Source organism: Pseudoalteromonas sp. KG3 (assembly GCF_030436385.1).
Classification (GTDB): Bacteria; Pseudomonadota; Gammaproteobacteria; order Enterobacterales; family Alteromonadaceae; genus Pseudoalteromonas; species Pseudoalteromonas prydzensis.
The window spans coordinates 891718-910923 of the sequence record NZ_CP098524.1; the positions used below are offsets into that span (position 1 = coordinate 891718).

General features: G+C 42.7%; 13 protein-coding genes. 10 read left to right on the plus strand and 3 right to left on the minus strand.

The genetic code is table 11. The annotated features are described in order from the left end of the window. The first annotated feature begins 13 nt into the window (after nucleotides 1-13). The 10 genes from NDQ71_RS22270 to NDQ71_RS22315 all read left to right on the plus strand — a co-directional run bounded on the left by NDQ71_RS22270 (nucleotide 14) and on the right by NDQ71_RS22315 (nucleotide 14233). On the plus strand, nucleotides 14-784 hold the full coding sequence (locus NDQ71_RS22270) for a thioesterase II family protein (RefSeq protein WP_192540196.1): 771 nt from the start codon (nucleotides 14-16) through the stop codon (nucleotides 782-784). 163 nt (nucleotides 785-947) lie between these two features. Then, nucleotides 948-1289: an isochorismate lyase gene (locus tag NDQ71_RS22275; RefSeq protein ID WP_192540238.1), complete on the plus strand. Its 342-nt coding sequence runs from the start codon at nucleotides 948-950 to the stop codon at nucleotides 1287-1289. A gap of 136 nt (nucleotides 1290-1425) precedes the next feature. After that, complete coding sequence (locus NDQ71_RS22280; RefSeq protein WP_301562771.1) at nucleotides 1426-2979, plus strand: vanadium-dependent haloperoxidase; 1554 nt, start codon at nucleotides 1426-1428, stop codon at nucleotides 2977-2979. A gap of 302 nt (nucleotides 2980-3281) precedes the next feature. Beyond that, nucleotides 3282-3812 carry an RNA polymerase sigma factor gene (locus NDQ71_RS22285; RefSeq protein ID WP_301562772.1) on the plus strand — a complete coding sequence of 177 codons (531 nt, stop codon included), beginning with the start codon at nucleotides 3282-3284 and terminating at the stop codon, nucleotides 3810-3812. 97 nt (nucleotides 3813-3909) lie between these two features. Next, a complete protein-coding gene (locus NDQ71_RS22290; RefSeq protein ID WP_192540199.1) occupies nucleotides 3910-4950 on the plus strand; it encodes a FecR family protein in 1041 nt (346 codons plus the stop codon). A 173-nt stretch (nucleotides 4951-5123) separates the two neighbouring features. Then, nucleotides 5124-7466, plus strand: a complete 2343-nt coding sequence (locus NDQ71_RS22295) for a TonB-dependent receptor (protein ID WP_301562773.1) — start codon at nucleotides 5124-5126, stop codon at nucleotides 7464-7466. A 108-nt stretch (nucleotides 7467-7574) separates the two neighbouring features. After that, complete coding sequence (locus NDQ71_RS22300) at nucleotides 7575-8465, plus strand: ABC transporter ATP-binding protein (protein ID WP_225736424.1); 891 nt, start codon at nucleotides 7575-7577, stop codon at nucleotides 8463-8465. Next, the gene (locus NDQ71_RS22305; RefSeq protein ID WP_192540201.1) at nucleotides 8465-11899 is read left to right on the plus strand and encodes a hypothetical protein; all 3435 of its coding nucleotides are present in this window, start codon (nucleotides 8465-8467) and stop codon (nucleotides 11897-11899) included. Before NDQ71_RS22300 ends, NDQ71_RS22305 begins: the two co-directional genes overlap by 1 nt. Beyond that, a complete protein-coding gene (locus tag NDQ71_RS22310; RefSeq protein WP_192540202.1) occupies nucleotides 11892-13088 on the plus strand; it encodes an MFS transporter in 1197 nt (398 codons plus the stop codon). Before NDQ71_RS22305 ends, NDQ71_RS22310 begins: the two co-directional genes overlap by 8 nt. A gap of 266 nt (nucleotides 13089-13354) precedes the next feature. Continuing rightward, on the plus strand, nucleotides 13355-14233 hold the full coding sequence (locus NDQ71_RS22315; RefSeq protein ID WP_192540203.1) for a hemin ABC transporter substrate-binding protein: 879 nt from the start codon (nucleotides 13355-13357) through the stop codon (nucleotides 14231-14233). Between the two features lie 42 nt (nucleotides 14234-14275). On the opposite strand, the gene NDQ71_RS22320 is transcribed toward NDQ71_RS22315, so the two are convergent. The 3 genes from NDQ71_RS22320 to NDQ71_RS22330 all read right to left on the minus strand — a co-directional run bounded on the left by NDQ71_RS22320 (nucleotide 14276) and on the right by NDQ71_RS22330 (nucleotide 19153). Then, nucleotides 14276-14728: a hypothetical protein gene (locus NDQ71_RS22320; RefSeq protein WP_192540204.1), complete on the minus strand. Its 453-nt coding sequence runs from the start codon at nucleotides 14726-14728 to the stop codon at nucleotides 14276-14278. 74 nt (nucleotides 14729-14802) lie between these two features. Continuing rightward, nucleotides 14803-16869 (minus strand): TonB-dependent receptor, encoded by a 2067-nt coding sequence (locus NDQ71_RS22325; RefSeq protein WP_192540205.1) that lies wholly within the window; start codon nucleotides 16867-16869, stop codon nucleotides 14803-14805. Nucleotides 16870-17092: 223 nt separating this feature from the next. Next, nucleotides 17093-19153, minus strand: a complete 2061-nt coding sequence (locus tag NDQ71_RS22330) for a TonB-dependent siderophore receptor (protein ID WP_192540206.1) — start codon at nucleotides 19151-19153, stop codon at nucleotides 17093-17095. Between the last annotated feature and the right edge of the window lie 53 nt (nucleotides 19154-19206).

Sequence of the window (19206 nt, forward strand, 5' to 3'; positions counted from 1 at the left end):
TAAGGAGAATAACATGAGTCTAGAGAAGTCGTTATGGCTCGGTGGAACTGATAACCCCCAAGCTAAGATGAGGCTGTTCTGTTTTCCAGCCGCTGGTGGTGGAACGTTGGCTTTTCGAGGATGGGCTGAGCAACTTCCTGAGCATATTGAGTTGCGTCCCATCAGATTGCCTGGAAGGGAGATGCGGATTGGTGAAAGCTGTTTTGATGAAGCGATAACTGCGGCGCGGGCTTTGGCTTCTGGATTGCAAACATATCTAGATAAGCCTTTTGCTTTTTTTGGTCATAGCATGGGAGCACTATTGGCTTTTGAATTGACACGAGAATTGCGCAGGCGAGGTGATCCGATGCCATTGACGTTACTGATATCCGGGCGGCGTGCACCTCAGTCTCCTCTACCCAGAGAGTATTTTCATACGTTGCCAGATGAACAATTTATAGACACTTTACGAACTAACTATGCAGGGGGAACTTCTGAAGCTGTGCTTCAAGAAGCTCAGCTAATGGCCCTTCTCATGCCAACAATCCGATCTGATTTTGCTTTAACCGATACTTACACTTATGCGCCTGAAGCCCCTCTTAGTTGTCCAATTTACGCTTTTGGTGGTGAGGATGAACGCGAATTTGAAGAAGCAGAACTTGATGCTTGGCGTCAAGAAACGACAAGTAACTTTTCTATGAGAATGTTCTCCGGAGGGCACTTTTATCTCAATCAACCTAGTCAATCAGAATTACTCCATTGTATTGGCGATGTGCTGGAAACCCACCTTGAGCTCCATAGATAAGCTACTTCTAAAAACTTTTGCTCCACAGTTACGGGTAAAACGGTTAGAAGTGTTTTCATTATCGGTAGTCAGTGAAATTTATAACTCATCATGTGGCTAAAGCGATGTATGAAATACTAAGAAACAGCCAAGGTTAGAAAAGAAGGATAATTTTGTGAAATCTATGAAAAGCCCGTCAGAATGCGAAAGCCTTAAGGATATTCGCGATGGTATTGATTCCATTGATCACGAGATCATTAAACTGTTGGGAGAGCGCATGGAATATGTGCTATCCGCAGCGCGTTTTAAGCCAAACCAAGCAAGTATTCCAGCCCCTGACCGAGTCGCTGAAATGTTGCTAGAACGTCGACAGTGGGCACTGCAACATAAGTTACCTGCTGATTACATAGAGTCGTTATATCACGAAATAATTCAGTGGTATATCGCTCAGCAAACGCAATATTGGCGAACCAAACACAGTATCACCACAGGTAACAAAGGAACACATAAACTGGGTAACGGTTAACTTGCGTAACTTTAGCGCCACTGCTATCAGGCTCTTTGGTTACTTCACTTTAGACATACCAGCGATAACCACACCCAACTAAGCGAGCCTCTGGGTGTTGAATTTTCTGGTTCACATTCGTACAAGGAAAATAAAAATGTACCTTTCTATTAGAAATATGATTTATCAAATACATAAATTGAAAAGTGTCTGCCAAATAGGGTTATTAGTATCTACACTGTTTTGTTCGCTACACAGCGTCGCACAAGTCAAAGAGGATTTTGACTTTGATGCTGATAACGCAGCATTAGATGTCATCGGTTTTGGTAGCCTTCCTGCTCTGCGTGAATATGTATCTGCAAATTATGGTGATGCTTCTTTGGTTTTTCGCTACGCTATCTTACTAACAAACGCTTGGTACGATGCAACAGCGGCTTATCATCCAACGGCTGTAGGCGTGTATTCACACCTTGGTCGCAGACCACAAAGTGAAGCAACAAACAGGAATATTAATACTGCAGTATTTTATGCTTCTTACCGTGTACTTAATAGCTATATGCCGTCATATAAGCAAACTTGGCGCCAGTTGCTGTTAAATGTTGGTCTTGACCCAGATAACAATAGCACAGACATCACAACGGCTGTTGGCTTAGGTAATGTTGCAGGTAATGCGGTTGTTGCTGGTCGCCTAAATGATGGCATGAACCAATATGGAGATGTTGGCAAAACCTTCAATCCCACACCATATGCGGACTATACCAATTATAAACCAGTTAATACGGCTTATGAGTTACGTAACCCATCTCACTGGCAGCCAGATATGCAACGTCAAGGTTTGGGTTTATATAAGATCCAACAGTTCGTGACCCCACAGTTTGCACTTGCTGAGCCATATTCGTATGAAGATCCTCGAGAGTTTGAAATTTCACCTCCGCACAATAGTAATCACCGCAACCGTAAAGCTTATCGCAAGCAAGCAAAAGAGGTGGTGCAAGCTTCGGCAGATTTAACTGATGAGCTGAAATTAAAAGCAGAATTATTTGATGATAAGTTTCGTTCATTATCATTCTCAGTTGCAACAAATACTGATGCAAGAAATTTATCTTTATTAGATTTTATGCAGTTTGAATTTGTAGTGAATATGGCAACGTTCGATGCAGGGATTTTTGTCTGGCAGGAAAAGTACAAATATGATGCAGTTAGGCCTTTTAGTGCCATTCAAAAATTATTTAAAGATGCAGATATAGAAGCTTGGGGTGGGCCAGGAAAGGGAACTGTTACTATGAAAGGGAGTGAATGGACAAGTTACCTTGAAGAAGCGGATCACCCAGAGTATCCTTCTGCTTCAACATGTTTTTGTTATGCCCACGCTCAGGCCGCAAGGCAGTTTTTTGGCGATGACAGTATGGTTTATAATCTGTCTATAGCCGCAGGAAAGTCACGCATCGAGTCTGGTGTGACACCCGCAATCGATACTGTAATTTCATACAATAATTGGACTACATTTGCTCAAGAATGTGGCCAAAGCCGCGTTTGGGGAGGGGTACATTTTCAGGCGGCTGTTGATGAGAGTGCCAAGTTCTGCCCTATGTTTGGTGATCTAGCATACAATTATATACGTAAATTGGTAAATGGTACTGCTAAGCTCAGAGAACCAAGCGAAGGTAGGGACTTAGATACGTTACCTGAGCGTTTCAAATTTGAAAAATAATTAAGTTCTGCTTTATCGGCACAACGCCAGTCTACATTAGTCTGGCGTTGTCCAACCTTAGCGCGCTTAGTGCTCTCACCTAAGATCTCTCCATTGTTCTTATACTGCATTTATTCGTGATATATATTAAATATAATATTATTTTACAGTGCTTTACATTTTTTAAGTAAAGTAAGACCTGATAAGGAATTGTTGTTGAGAATGATTTTTATTCGTGGTAGTGTTTTGGGAAACGTTGAGCATCATTTGTTTTTATCGTTTTGTCATAAGTATTTTGTTCAACCTTTTATTAAGAATTTAGCATGTATTTATCGGTAAAAAATAAAAAATCCTTGAAACTTCGTGCCGAAAATCTCACTCGCTCAATCGAAGGGTATCGACGAGAAGTTAACCGCTTTTTGACCAGACGGGTAGGCTGCGCCGACACGGCTGCTGATATCTTCCAATCTGTTGCAGAGAACTTGTTGCGCCGGGATCCCGATCCTCCAATTAAAGATGTACGCGCATTCTTATATCGAGCTGTGAAAAATGCTGCGTTTAATTTACAGCGTTCTGAGCGCACTCGAGCTGAATTAAACGTATTATTAGCACCGATAATGGAGGAATGGGATGAACGTAGCCCTGAGAACATTATTGAATCTACAGAGAATGTACAAAAAGTTGAGCAGATTATTCAGAGTTTACCTGTACTGACTCGTCAAATTTTTATTATGTATCGGCTTCATGGTATTAACCAAAAAGATATTGCCGAGCAAATGGGTGTGAGTCTTTCCACTGTGGAAAAGCATGTGAAAAAAGCACTTTCTCTCTGTTTTTCGTGTCTTTATGAGTAAATATTACGGTTTTTTGCACATGAAGTGTGTTCTATAATAACAGGGCGGTAAAAGCACTCTGTGGTTAAATCGCGACACTTTAACTGAGGAAAAAGCTGTGAATAATCAAGATACCGACAAGCGCCTACAGCGTGAAGCGTATAACCTAGTCGTTGCGGCTTTCAATGATCCAAATAACCAATCTAAACTAGATGCTTGGCGCAATCAGTCATCTTTACATGAAATTGCAGCTAGGCAAGCTGAAGCTAACTGGGCATTGTTAGGGCTAATTGATCCCCCTCCCCTTTCACTGGTCGACAAGTTTAAATTGGCTACTCAAATTCAATTTGAACGGTTAGCAGAAACACCCATCCGAATGCTACCTACAACCGGTATTGCAATGGTTTTGATTATATTTGCCCTTTTTGGTTTTGATTTTAGCAGCCCAACAGTGCCTCAAACTGAGATTGTGCAGAGGATAGAAAAAACCAATCCGGTCAGTAAACCACAGCATTATCAAACAGGTTGGGCAGAGCAGCGTAAAGTAACGCTAGAAGATGGAACAGAGATTTGGCTAGATTGGAACACCGAACTTAAGGTAACAATGACAGAGGCAAAGCGACAAGTGATGTTAGTCAGCGGGAAAGCTTTATTTAGTGTGGTTTCGCAACCAAATAGGCCATTTTCTGTTCTAAGCGAACAGGTAGAGGCAAGGGTATTAGGTACCGAGTTTGTGTTTCATAAACTGGGTGAACAAGCTGTAGAAATAGAGGTTATTGAAGGAGCCGTTGGTGTTCAGGCAGAAAAAGCCCCAGTAGAAGCACGCTTAACAAAAAATGACGTTATTCGCATTACAGCAGGTGAACTTGGTGACATAAAAACTCGAGCACTTGATGAAATGGGGGCTTGGCGAGATGGAGTCATTGTTTTTGAGCAGCGACCTTTAATAGAAGCACTTGAGGTGCTGCAGTCATATACGTCCTATGAATTAGACACCCGTTTGATCTATGAGGCTGATAGGCTAGTATCAGGTACCTTTGTATTAAATAAAGGCGATGAAGCATTACGTGCAATCATGCAAGGTTATCATTTGTCGGGTAAAGTTCAAGGTCGCAATACGCTAGTATTACGTTCACTTCCCCCAGAGCGACCGCTATAAAAACTAGTTTTAAAATTTATTGATTTATTTTTTACGGGTATAAGCTGCTTTAGTGTCTCCTTCACTAAGAGTCAATGAAATTTGTCATTGGCGTCTAATATTCAATGGAGATATTAAGCATGGTATGCATGGAATACCGAAATAAAAAACATCGTGTTAATTTATGGTGTGTTTTGGCACTGATTTCAGCTTTAACCGCTACACCCACCGCCTTTAGCCAAGACTATGCTGGCGATAACCTAACTTTTCATTTTGAAATTCAAGCTCAACCGCTCATTAAAGCACTCCGTGACTTTACGGTAGTTACTGAGCAACAAGTTATCGTGAAAGTTGACAACATTAGTCAATACAAAAGCTCGGCTATTTCAGACAAGCTAACCGCCCAACAAGCATTAATGCAATTAACCGCCAATAGCGGGCTGCGAATTACGCAAACGACGTCTGGTACGTTTTTGCTTGAACAAGATGTACCTTTAACTAAACCTGAATCGAAAGAGTTAGAAAAAATTGTTGTGGTGGGGAGTAAAATGGGAGAAACCCGCCAAGAAATAGCAACGAGCATTGGCTATTTTGGTGAAGAACAAATAAAAGATCAGGTTATTTACAACGTAGAAGATGTCTTTGACCGGACGGCAAATGTTTCTGCTGGCAGCGCTATCTCGGGGGCATACAGTATCCGTGGTGTAAATACAGATGGCATAGCGGGTTCTTTGAATCGTTCTAATGCGTTGGCATCAATACTTATTAACCAAGTGGCTATGGGGGTATCTGCAGGTAACTATGTAAAACCCTCGCTTTTTGATGCCACTTCTGCTGAGGTTTTGCGTGGGCCTCAGTCTTCATTACAAGGGCCTAATGCACTGATTGGTGCTGTTTATATCAATTATAACCGCCCTGATTTCTTTGGTTACGAAGGTTCGGTTCGTGCAGAAGTTGGCCAGTACGATACTAAGCGGTTGGCATTGATGCAAAATCTTGTACTGGCTGAAGATACATTAGCTGCGCGCTTGGTGCTAGAGACTCGTCAATCAGACGGCGATGTTATAAACATCACCACAGGCCGCGAAGATGTTCAAAATGAGGATGAAGAAACAATTCGTTTAGCGCTGCGTTGGCTGCCACTCGGTGATGAGGAGTTGGTTTTTGATCTGAGCTATTTACATAATAATTCAGACACTAACGCCACTCCATTTGTTTATGCATTACCTGAGGGCGATATTTTTGAACGTAAACAATCATACAATATTGAAGGAGACTTTCCTTCAAGCTTTGACCTTTTATCGCTGGAGGCAAATTGGCAAGTAAGTGAAAACTTACGCTTTACCTCTGTGACCGGGTTCAATAAATTTGCTGTTGATCAGCGTTTCGAAGGTGATCACACTGCCTACGATTTGTTAGGTGTGGACGGATTTATGAACGAGGAACTGCTAAGTCAAGAGCTTCGTTTGCATTATGAGGGAAAGCGTCTTTCTGGATTAGTGGGTTTATTTTACTCTGACGGCGAGTACTACAATGGATTCACAGGTGCTGGTGTTTTTCCTGATGGTCAAGGTGGTGTAATCCCGTTTAACAATACCGTACAGAGCACAGAAAATATTGAACAACAAGCTTTATTTGCGCAACTAAATTGGCTGCCTATTGATGATTGGGAGATCAAGCTAGGTGCTCGGCTAAATCGAGAAAAACGCAGCACAAAAGATTTTAAAGACAATGGTTTTGTCAGCGATCAGTCCGCATCCGAATCCTTCAATCAACTTATCCCTTCATTAACCATCGCTTATGACATTAGTGATAATACTCGGATCGGTGCCAGTTACAGTCGCGGTTTTCAAGCTGGAGGAGTTTCTTTTGCGATGTTCTTAGGTGAGGCGACGCCATATGATGAGGAGTTCATCGATAATTATGAGCTATTTTTGCGAAATCAACTGCTTGATGGAAAGTTACGGTTAAATGCCAATCTCTTCTATTTTGATTGGTCAGATCAACAAGTCACTCTGACTTTACCAGGTGGGTTAGCTGGCTTCGATGATGCCGTGGTCAATGCTGGTAAGTCTAAAGTGAGCGGTGCTGAGTTTGAAGCTGAGTGGCAAGCGACCGCAGATCTAAATCTATTTGCAAATTTTGGCTTTATTCATACTGAATTCGAAGAGTTTGTAACTAAGGGGATCGACCTTGCGGGGATGTCTTTTCCTCAAGCACCTGACTTTACTGCAAATCTAGGGGGGCTTTATCAAAATGACAATGGCTTTTTTACATCAATGACTTTTAGCTACACCGGTGATACCTATTCTAGAATTGATGCACCAGAAGTAACTAAAATCGGTAATCGTAAGCTCTTGAGTGGTCGTTTAGGTTATCAGCAAGACGACTGGAGAGCATATATTTGGGGTAACAACTTACTCGATGATGATTATGAAATTTTTGTCCAAGATGGCAGGGATTTTGGTCTTGCTGGAGCTTATGGCAGTGTTGGCGAACCTCGCACACTAGGTGTTGGTTTTCAGTTTGATTGGTAAATATGGTCAAAGTGACGCAGCCCAAAGTAAAAACAGCAAGTAACAAATGTGGCTGAACTTTGTGAATGCGTTATTTCTTAGAATTGAAAAACGGATGAGTAAACAAACATGATTAATCAACAAATGAGTGAACGTGGCCTAGTTGTTAAAGGGCTCAGAAAGAGCTACAAAGGGGGCGTAAGTGCGCTAAATGGTGTTGATCTTGAAGTAACACCAGGATTATATGGCTTACTTGGGCCAAATGGAGCTGGGAAAAGTACGCTGATGCGCACTTTAGCATCACTTCAACAACCTGATTCAGGTTCAATTACATTAGACGGTATCGACGCTTTAGCTGATCCTGACAGTTTGCGTTTTAAGTTAGGCTATTTACCGCAACAGATTGGTGCTTATCCGAACGTATCTGGGCGTGACTTGCTTGAGCGTTTCGCTTGGCTAAAGGGACGAACTGATAAAAAGGTACGCAAACAGGAAGTTGAATACCTCTTGACCCGCGTTAACTTGGAGCGCGACGCACATCGCGCTGTAGCAACATACTCTGGTGGTATGTTACGTCGCTTTGGCATTGCAGTTGCGCTAATCGGTAAGCCTCGTTTATTGATAGTTGATGAGCCAACGGCTGGTTTGGATCCCGCTGAACGAAGTCGATTTCATCGGATTCTTGCTGAGATTGGCAGTGATGCTGTTGTGCTGTTGTCGACTCACATTGTTGAAGATATTGAGAATCTTTGCACGCGTTTATCTATTATGGCGAAAGGTCGAATTGTTGCCGTAGGTACCCCTGATGCTCTTAAAGCGAGTCTGAAAGGACAAATCTGGGAAAGAGAAGTTCCACGCGACCAAGTAGTTCCTGATGATGCATTACATGCAACGGCAACACCGTACGGCACTCGAGTGGTCATTTCTGGCGCCGCACAACAAGGTTACAGCGAGCGGACTCCTCGTCTTGAAGATGTGTATTATCATGCATTGCGCGCTGCCAAGGTTGAGGAGTTGTGATGAGTCATTCACGCGTCAGTTTCTTTTTCAAAGAAGCCGCCTATGAGGCTAAACAAGGCTTGACTAGTTTGATTACGCCAATCGTATTCTTTGGTCTGAGCGCCTATATGCTGATTTTTTTGCTCAATGCTGATTACATGCGCAGCATGGGGGCGGTAGATATCTATCGTAACAGCCCCCATGTGATTTACTTAATGGTGTCAGGCCAAAGTTTGTGGCTGTTTTTTGCTTGGGCGTGGATTTTTGCACAGATCGTAGTGAGGGATCGCAGCGCTGAATTACATGAAGTTGTGCTTAGCAGTCCTATTTCTTTGCGTTTGCTACTTGCAGCACGGTTTAGTGGTGCACTTGTTGTCGCCGTTTTTCTAGGCTCTTCAATTTGTGTCGGACTACTGATGGCACCTCTACTGGTTACTGTTGGTGCGCTACCACCCGATGCTATTGGCCCAGTGCCTTGGTCGGCTGCACTATTGTCACTGGTTGTATTCACTGTACCCAGTGCATTTGCGACAGGGGTGTTGTTCTTAGCTGGTGCCGCACTTACGCGTTCTAATACTGGCGCTTTTGCGACAGCAGCAATATTGAGCTTAATTTGGATGATTTCCTTGGTGGTGTTACATGAAGGAGGCGTAAGCCCAATGCTTGCATCAATTATTGATCCCTCCGCATATGTTGAAGCAGAGCGACAGGCACTTACTTGGACCCCAGCCGAAAAAAAGGTCGCTATTATTGGCTTTACAGATAGGTTGTTACTTAATCGCGGACTGTGGCTATTTATTGGTGTCGTAATTGGGGCTATTCTCCTGCTGCGCTTACGTCGAGAGCACTTAGCTATGGAGCATGCTCCGCGTTTAAAAGCACATAAAACCTCATCCTATGTAGTTCACTCAGCAAAACCAGCTGGTGCAATTAACAGTCCTAATTGGTTGCGTACATTGGCAGCAGAGTCTGCTTGGCATTTAAAGGTTTCTTTGCAAAGCTTTGGCCTGCGCCTTGCTTTATTATTACTCACTGCGATCGGCGTAGCAGCCGCTTGGGTGAACTCTATTGGTCATATTGATGGCCCGCTCGTGCCCACGCCACAAGCGCTTATTTATTTTATGGTTGGCTTCTTTTTTGTCTTTATCGTTTTTGTTGTTGTTGGTTTTGTTGGTGCATTAATGCGTCGCGATGATTGTGAAGGCTTTATTGAATGGTTAGATACATCGCCAGTGCCGCTAGGAATAAGACTCCTTGCCCGTTTTTTTGCCGCTCTTGGGCTAACCGCTTTATTATGCTTGGTACCTGCGGTCGCGTCATTGATAATGACAGGGATCGCCGCACCGCATGCACTTAACATAAGCTACCCATTTGCATATGTCTTGCTAACCGTGTTTCCTGCATTAGCTGAGTTATGTGCAATTGCAGTACTTGCACATGCTATTTTTCAGCGAGCAGGCACAGCTTATGTAGTCTCTATACTCGCAGCTTTTATCGCCATCGTTAATCATGAAGTTGAGCTAGTGCAATATACACCTGCAGCAATTGGCACACCTATCCATGCCTATCCATCTGAGTTGACAGGCTGGTCGCCATGGATTGCAATGATTTTGGCACTAGCTAGCTTAAAGTTAGCGCTTGCTTTAGTGCTATTTGCAAGTAGCTGGATAATCTGGCGACGTGGCACAGCGTTGACACTGCGAGATCGTATCCATGCTGCGCGAAGACGCATATGGGGTTATGGTGGTTTAACGCTCGCTATCGCGTTGAGCTTGATAGTAATATGCGCCAATGTACTCAATACGCAATTTGTTGAGCTAGGCGGATATGAATCATCGTCTAACGCCATAACGCATGATGGTAATTGGGAAAAACACTGGTGGGCTAAAGCGTCGCCTTTTTCCATTAGTGGCGGTGATATTGCTGTACGCCTCAACCCATCTCAGGGAGTGGGAAAAGTAAGCTGGCGCATTGATAACCTTAAGGCTGCTACTCTTCATGGTACTTTACCACATGGCACTTCGCTAGTAAGTGCAAGCAAATTTGGGGCACCAATAGAGTTTGTAGCAGACAATAGTCACTTTGCAGTAGCAGCAGAGTGCGATACACCTTGTACGTTAACACTTAAGTTGAATATAGATGCTCAAGGATGGCAAACAGAATCAGCACCGTGGCTTGATGCTGCTAGTATTTGGTTGCGTAGCCAAAATATATTGCCAAAACTTGGGCACGACCCAGACCGTTTAGTGCGCTCTATTGGTGATCGCGCACGCTTAGGACTATCAGCCCAATTGCCCAAATTACCTAGCGCATCAGCATTAAGCTCACTGCAAGGAGCTGCCCCTATTGGCAACTGGAGCTGGTCTATTGCCATTAAGCAGAATAATGGCGAATACATAGTAACAGATGAGGGTAGTACAGACGGTGTGTTAGCGTTTGCTTCAGTGTGGCACCGTGAGCAGATACCAGAGCAGCAGCTCTTTTCGACGAAATTTTTAATAGGCGCAGCTCGTCAGCCTCAACTAGATGACTTTGCAAAAGAATTGATGGCGATGAAACAGTGTATTACTACGGAGCTAGACACTGTAGTGGATATTGAGCAGGTAATTCAAGCACCGCGTATGTCAGGAGATATCGCCTTATACGCTGGCGTACTATGGGCGCCGGAAGACATTGCTTGGTACAGCGATGGTACTGGCCAAGGTGCATGGCAGCGTCAATACAAAATAGCGACAGCATTAGCGCGCGCAGTTGTTAGCAAACGTGGAGAGCTCAGAAATGAAGCTGGAGCGCGTTGGTTGTTAGAAGGAGTCGCGGGATGGACTGCGTTACGTTGCGTTGAAGCATATAGTGGCTTTACAGCCGCGATGGCAATTCGAAAACGCGCAGCAGAGCAGCTGGCAGAGGAGTTTGCGACAATCGATAAACCTATTACGCAAGTTGTGAATGCAGATCGTCGCTGGTTGGGACTTTATGCCGCATTATCTCTAGATAATTGGGGAGTCCTTGAGCAACGCTCACCGAGCTCTATACTAACAGCACTCGATGTGGGACTCCATTCATCTTCACTATTACAGCGTCTGGCTCTATCAGTTGGCTCTGGATCGCTCGATGAATTATTGGGTGCACCAAGGAGCAGTGACGTGGTTATCAAAACAAATGATAGCACCACTGAAATAACAATTTTGAGCTGGGTGTGGGCGCAAGGCGGTTGGCAAGCTCAAGAGGCAACTAAAGATTTGTTGATACGCGGTTCTGATATCCGTGCGCAAGAATATATCCCTGAAATATTAATTGATCGTGATGTAAATCACGACGATGTATATTTATTCCATGCTGCAATTGGCTATGAACGTTCAGTAGACGATAACCACTTTAAAGCGATATGCCCTGAAGGTGGGGAGCGGCATAAAAACTGTGCAATACCCTCAATCATAAGGACAGAGAATGAGTAACCTAGTCAACAATAAAACTGTGCCAACAACGGATGCTCCATTTAGCCTGAAACCGCTTATGTTCGAAACATTTGTGTGTACGATGGCGCTAATGGCATTTGCGGCTTTGGCTGCGCCCATTGCACGCGTTATCGGGCTTGAAGCATGGCAGCTTGGTACGGCAATGACTATGGCCGGTGTTGCTTGGGTTGTTATGGCTCAGTTTTGGGGGAAACTAAGCGACCGTAACGGCCGTCGGCCAGTGATGCTATTTGGGCTTGCTGGCTTTGTTATTAGCTATGCGTTATTGGCATTGTTTATTGATTTTGCGATGCAAACGGCAATGGTGCAGGGACTCGCATTTGTCGGCATTGTGATAGGACGGAGTATAGCAGGGGTATTCTATGCTGCGGTGCCCGCAACAAGTGCTGCATTAGTGGCAGATCATATATCGCCTAAACAGCGAGCAGCAGCGATGGCTGGGATCGGGGCCTCAAGTGCCGCAGGTATGGTTATAGGCCCAAGTTTTGTAGGTCTCATTGGTCCTTATAGTTTAAGTATTCCTTTATACATCACGGCTGTTTTACCCGCCATTGCATTGATTGTAATTTGGCGTGTATTGCCAAGGCGAGAACACCACGTAAAGCCGGACGGTAACTCACTAAAATTAAACGATATACGCTTACGCTGGCCAGTAATTGTAGCCTTTGTTGCTACATTTAGTGTTGCGGTTGCGCAGATCACGGTTGGTTTTTTTGCCCTCGATCGGTTATTGCTTGAGCCTGCGAGTACGGCGCGCACCGCAGGTGTTGCACTGGCTATTGTTGGTGTAACGCTGATAGTTGCACAAGTTGTATTACAAAAGCTTGACTGGCAGCCGCGACGATTAATTAAATGTGGGGGGATCATTGCCGCAGCCGGATTTAGCTGTACGATCTTCGCCTCGACACCACTTGTGCTTTGGTTTAGCTATGGCGTAGCGGGTTTTGGCATGGGATGGGTTTTTCCATCTGTCTCGGCATTGGCTGCCAATTCAGTTGAAGATCATGAGCAAGGAGCCGCTGCTGGAACAATTTCAGCAGCGCAAGGGCTGGGAATTGTTGTAGGCCCTATTGTTGGGACTGGTGTTTATAGCATCGATAATGGCTTGCCTTATGGGCTGATTGCAGTGATGTTAATGTTAGCGATAGGTTGGCGATCACAAAAGTAATTATCTTTCAAGCGAATCTATAGCCCTTGCTTGTAGTGCGTAAAGTTGTTTAGAGAAGGGGTTTGATTACCCAGAACTAAACACTTACATAGTGATTGGTTATTACATCAAAACTAGTAAGTTATTTGCGCACTATAGCTTCGAGGTTCACCATAAGCGCCAAAAGAAAATACACCTTAACTCTGGATTTTATTCGTGATAGATAAAGCTATAAGTTGAAAATAGAAACTGTTATTATTTTTGTTTTCAAATTTGATTTGATGACAATGAAGCCCTTTGTACTATTCCTTATTTCGTTCGTTACTTTACTTGCTAATAGTTACGTACATGCAAGCCCGCAACCCATTAACCCACAACGAATTGTGGTTGCTGGCGGCTCAATAACCGAAGTTATTTATGCGCTTGGCGAGCAGCAACGTATTGTTGGTGTTGATAGCAGTAGTATTTTTCCTGCTGCAGCCACCACACAGCCTCAAATTGGCTATGTGCGTAAAATAAGCGTTGAGGGGATATTGTCATTAAACCCTGATCTTATCCTTGCAGAGGCAGATATAGGCCCGAAGAAGGTGGTTGAGCAATTAAAACGTACCGCTGCGAATCTGGTTATTTTGCACGAAAATGATAGCTTCTGGCGGATTGAAAATAAAATAGAACAAATAGCCAGCCTGTTGCAAGTCCAGAGCAAAGGAACGGAGTTAGCGCAAGCGCTAAAAGCAGATCGTGATGCCTTAACGCATATTTTAAAACAAGCAACGACTAAACCTAAAGTGTTGGTTATTCGCAGTGATCAACTCATGGTTGCAGGTTCTGGTACTACGGCAAATGAGCTCGTAGCTATTGCTGGTGGTAAGAATGTGATGGCGTCAAGCGTGGCTAACTGGCAGGCAATATCGAGTGAAGCGGCGCTTGTACTAAACCCTGATGTAATTATTACCATGAGTATTGGTGGGCATGAGCAACCATCAAGTTCTGAGTTGTTAAACGCGTTTAAGTTCTCCAATGCAGTTAAAAATAAACGCGTGCATAATTTTGATGTTGCCTATTTGCTTAGTATGGGCCCTAGAACGCCGCAAGCTCTTGTTGAATTAGCACATACTTTTTATCCTCAAGCGCAATTACCTGATGGATATCAATATAGATTTTAAAAATCAGCTGCTAATAGTGCTAAATAGTCTTAATTCAATAGGTTAAGTCGCTAATGCGTGAACAAGCGTCTCTATTTGCATAAAGTTTGTTTGCTCAAATGTTTTATTGTGGTTTGATGTTGTCATTAGCCAAGTATGGGCATCATCAAGTGATTTAACGACAGCACCGGGTATACCAAAGGCTTTTTGTACACTCATTCTTTGCATTCGTTCAAATTGCTGTTCTGGAACCACAATAAGCATTGCTTGAACATATTGCTGCATTTGCTCTGCCGCTCCCTCTTTTAACCATTTTTGCGTAGCGGGCCCTGCTCCTTTTGGATGCTGTAAAGACTCTTCATCGCTGTAAACACGAACAACGACAAAAGGCTCCGTTTTTTTAAACCACTCATCCCATCCGTGCAATGAGTTTAAATGCATCTCGAGGGTGCATCCGCCGCGTGCAACGGTGACGGCTAATGGCCAAAGGCTATGATCGTGCTTTAGAATTGCCATATTGCATGAATCCTAGTTATTGTTTTTATGAAGGGTTACGGCAAGCGAGCCTGCCGTGTAAATTATTAGTTAGATCAAAATGTATACTGTAAACCTGCGCTAATGGTTCGAGGTTGAGTTAAAACTGCTTTATCAAAATGGCTGTCTGGTTCATTGCTGTCAGCAGGTGCTGTACCTGGGTATAGCGCAACAGGCGCATCTTCATCAAAAATATTACGTACTGTAAGGTACAATTTAGCTTGCTCTGATATTGAGTAACTTAAGCTGGTATTGAAGGTGGCAAATGCGCCTGTTTTACTGCCTTCATCGTTTGAAATATTGGTATACCAACCATCAGTGTACTGACCGCTCATATTAACAACCCAGTTATTTGACTGCCATGTCCCGCCTAACTTCATTGAAGCAGAAGGAACCATAAACAATGAGTTACCTTCTAAGCCTGAGCCTGGATAATCAGTGATTTCGGAGTCTAATAGTGCAAAGCTACCGTACAAATTAAATTGCTCATCAATACGCCAATCTGCGCTAAATTCAAAACCAACAGTGGTAACTTCGTCTGCGTTTCTTACCACATAAGCTTCATCACGCGTATTTTCGGTTGTTAAATCAAAGGGTAATTGCATGTCTGTATATTGCGAGTAAAACAGGTTTTGCGATGTGCTGATGTTATTATCAGCCCATTGTTGTCGACCATATAATTCCAATGAGTTTACGTATTCTTCGTCGTACTCATAGTTTACAATCGGTGCGCCAAAAGAAATACCACCACCCCCTGCGTTATAGCCACGAGATAATTGCAAGCCAATGGTATGCTCTTCATTAACTTGATAACTAAGGCCTAGCTTTGGTAACAGAGCGCTGTAATCATTATCTGATTCAATTTTAGCTATTGCCCTATCTGGATCGCCACCTTCACGTTTGCGGTTTTCTTTTTCGTAGCGTAAACCCGCGGTTAGTTCAAATTTTTCATTAAATGGAAATGCGCCCTCTGAGTAGATTGCAAAATTATTAGAATCATCAGTAAAGCTCTGTTTGACAATAAACTGAATCCAATCATCTTGCTTAGCGCTATAGTAGCGGCTACCAATAACCCATTGTGCGCCGTTATCACCTTGATAACGTAAACGAGGTTCAATCACATATTCTTTCGTATCAACATTAGCTTTAGAGCCGTCTGGTGTGGATTTACGCTCAAAATTAAAATCTGTTGCTGATGCCGTCACTTCTAGCGCTAGTTGTTCATTTATTGCTGCGTTATATTCAACCCCCACGCTTTTCGTATGCGTTACATGTACAGGCTGTTGTGGAAAATTAGAGCGTCTTTCATCAAACGGGTAATCAATAATTTCACCATTTGGGCCGGTGTATTTATTGTCAGTAAGGGTAACAACGATGCGGGTATCATATTGGTCGTTACCCTCGTAAAGTAATTTCCCTCTAATTGCGCGGCCTTCCATCTCGGCTGGATTATCAACATCTGGGTAAGGTTCATAATCAACAGGGGAGCGACGTTCAAATTGGTCGGCAGCAATACGTACAGAAAACTGCTCTGTAAGCGGTTGATTATAAGTGGCAGATAGGCGTTTTTGGTCTAAATTCCCACCTTCGGCGCGAATTGTAAACTGTTGTTCGAATGTTGGATCTTGCGTTTCAACGCGGATTGTACCTGCGATAGCATTGCGCCCAGCGAGCGTACTTTGTGGCCCTCTAAGTACCTCAATCTGATTGAGATCCCAAATGCCTAAGTCGCCAAATACTATTTCGTTATAAGTAGCTGAGCGGCCGTCAATTTGCCAGTTTAGCCGTGCCCTGCTGCCGGCAAAAAATGCATTGGCATTTTCAGCGGCGCCAGTACCGTCAATCCCTCTTACTGTTGGCGCTTTGCCTGTGCCTGTAACCATAGTAATATTAGGGATCTCACTTAAAACATCTCTTACGGTTCTAAGTTCAGGGCGGTTTTCAAGTGTTTTGGCATCAAAAACAACAACACTATTGCCACTTTGTAGCAAGCTTCTTGATAACAATTCACCGGTAACTTCTATGACAGTCATTTGATTTTCGGTATTAGTTTCATCAGTATTTGCTAATACAGTTGTTGATACTAATGCTGCAACAGGGAGTAAGATTTCCTTAATTTTCACTTGTAGTTCATTTATTTAATAATAACCATTATCAATTGTACTTTTGTTACTTGTTTTGCGCAACGACTATATAGTTACATTTTATTTTGCTGGTTGTTGGTAATAAGTTGGCTAGCTTGAACTTGAAAAGGAATGTTAAATACGCACTTGAACAAGTGCGTATTAATGGTGTAACTTTATCAATTATATAATTTTTAAAGTGTTAGTTTTACTAAACTACACCTTAAAAATTGTACATTACCCGCAGGCTATAATTTCGTGGTTCCCCATATCGCTTGGTGTAACCTGACACTTTAGAGTAATACTCTTCATCAGTCGCATTTTCAATATTTGCTTGTACTGTTAATGCATCTGTTACGTTATACGTAGCGGTTAGGTTAACTAACGTGTAAGCATCAAGAGGTACAAAATAAAACGCATTGTTACTGTCTCTTAGGTAACCTTGGTGCTCGCCCGTTCTATTCACTGATACCGCTAAATTAAGGTCATTACTTAGTTGGTAATTTGCATTTATTTTAAACATTTCATCAGCAACAATCTCAGCAACAATTCCACCTTCAGCATCACTCACATTAAAGTTGGTGTAAGAGGCCATAATAGATAAATCCTCCGTTATGTAGCCAGATACTTCTAACTCATATCCTTCAGAGGTCATCCCTTTAACTGCTTTATAGACAAGGCTTTGGTCTGTCCATGTGGGTACATTATTCATATCTATCTGAAAAACATTGAAATCGATAGATAATGCATTGTTGATAAATGAAGACCTTAATCCAATCTCTTTATTTTCTCCAAAAGCAGGGCCTAAAAGCTCTGCGTTAATATCACGCTGCCCGCCAAAATTAAAAACATCGGTGAAAGAAGCATAAACAGAATACTGATCATTAAAGTCATAAACTACACCTATATATTTATTACCATCACTGAATGAATAGGCTTGGGATGCTGAGTTACCAGGCTCACTCACATCAAAATCTTTTTTCGCATAGGCGGTGATCACGTTTAATTGTTCAGTTAAGTTCCAATTGACTGCTGTGCGTAATACTCTACTTTTTACTAAGTTGGCATAAGGTGCCCCAGTATCACTATAGCTTGGCGCGGGGATATTTCTTGAGCTCGGATCAAAAATATCAGGCATCACTACCGTAGCAGGTGAGCTTTGGTAACGAGTATATAATTCGTTTTTTTCACCATCAGTATAAGTAATAGATACATCATGAGTAGCGCTCAGACGCTCAAATTCACCCAGTACATTAAGTTCTAATTGATTGGCAGAGTTATCTCTTGTGGAATTAATTGGCAAATAAACTAATGAATTGTCTTCACTAGAAAGAAAACTAAGGTTAATAGGTAATATTCCATCAGATTCAAATTTACTATCATCATAGCGGGCAATTACAGACCAGTTATCTGTGATTGAGTAATTTATTTCAGCCGTAGACATGGTGACTTTATCGTTGCTACCCGACCATGCTGGGGCAATATTGAGTGATTTGTCCCCTTCAAACAATGTCCCATCAGTATAAGCATAAGGCAAACCAGCAGAAGTTCCGGTAAGGTCATCTTCTTGTTGACTATGAAATAAATTAACAGTTAAGTTTGGCGTTATTTGGTAATTTAAAGTGGCATAATATGCGCTTCTATCTGATTGTTGATCGTCGACAAAATAATCTTGCGCACTATCTACAATAACAGCTCTAACAGCAAGATCTTCAGTAAGCGCCACGTTAGTATCGAGTTCAAAACGACGTTTATCCCATGAACCAACCTCAGCGGAAAGGAAAGTCTCTGTAGCATGAGCCGATGCACGTTTTCGAATTAAATTCACAGAGCCAGAAGGTTGCCCCATTTGTTGCAGCATTCCTGTTGCCCCACGAATAACTTGAACAGAGTCAAACATTGCGGTGTCTAATGTTGACATTTGCAGGTGCGTACTAACAGATTCATTGCCATCAACTAAGTAATTATTGATAACAAAGCCGCGGGAATAATAGAATCGACTATTTGAAGTTGGCAAGTTTTCACCATAGATCCCCGTAACACTATCGAGCACATCGCGAATCGATTCCATATGATAAAGCCCCATCATTTCATCATCAATGATAGAGATAGCTTGCGGTGTTTCACCAATGTTTAAATCTAACCCAGTTGTTCCTACTCGTTTTTTATATTTAGAATACGCTTCAATTTTTTCAATCTCGCTGTTTTCATCTGCGACAGCATGAGGAGCCGCGAAAAACGAGAGAAGTAATGTTAAGGCCATTGATGGCTTTTTGATTGGCATGGTATTTCGTCCTGATTTAATTAAAACTATTCACATGACGAATTACTTGTAGG

What these genes read in the sequence shown, in the direction of transcription:
- NDQ71_RS22270 (WP_192540196.1), top strand. Translation starts at nt 14, where the DNA reads ATGAGTCTAGAGAAGTCGTTATGGCTCGGTGGAACTGATAACCCCCAA.
- NDQ71_RS22310 (WP_192540202.1), top strand. Translation starts at nt 11,892, where the DNA reads ATGAGTAACCTAGTCAACAATAAAACTGTGCCAACAACGGATGCTCCA.
- NDQ71_RS22305 (WP_192540201.1), top strand. Translation starts at nt 8,465, where the DNA reads ATGAGTCATTCACGCGTCAGTTTCTTTTTCAAAGAAGCCGCCTATGAG.
- NDQ71_RS22300 (WP_225736424.1), top strand. Translation starts at nt 7,575, where the DNA reads ATGATTAATCAACAAATGAGTGAACGTGGCCTAGTTGTTAAAGGGCTC.
- NDQ71_RS22320 (WP_192540204.1), bottom strand. Translation starts at nt 14,728, where the DNA reads ATGGCAATTCTAAAGCACGATCATAGCCTTTGGCCATTAGCCGTCACC.
- NDQ71_RS22315 (WP_192540203.1), top strand. Translation starts at nt 13,355, where the DNA reads ATGAAGCCCTTTGTACTATTCCTTATTTCGTTCGTTACTTTACTTGCT.
- NDQ71_RS22285 (WP_301562772.1), top strand. Translation starts at nt 3,282, where the DNA reads ATGTATTTATCGGTAAAAAATAAAAAATCCTTGAAACTTCGTGCCGAA.
- NDQ71_RS22280 (WP_301562771.1), top strand. Translation starts at nt 1,426, where the DNA reads ATGTACCTTTCTATTAGAAATATGATTTATCAAATACATAAATTGAAA.
- NDQ71_RS22330 (WP_192540206.1), bottom strand. Translation starts at nt 19,153, where the DNA reads ATGCCAATCAAAAAGCCATCAATGGCCTTAACATTACTTCTCTCGTTT.
- NDQ71_RS22275 (WP_192540238.1), top strand. Translation starts at nt 948, where the DNA reads ATGAAAAGCCCGTCAGAATGCGAAAGCCTTAAGGATATTCGCGATGGT.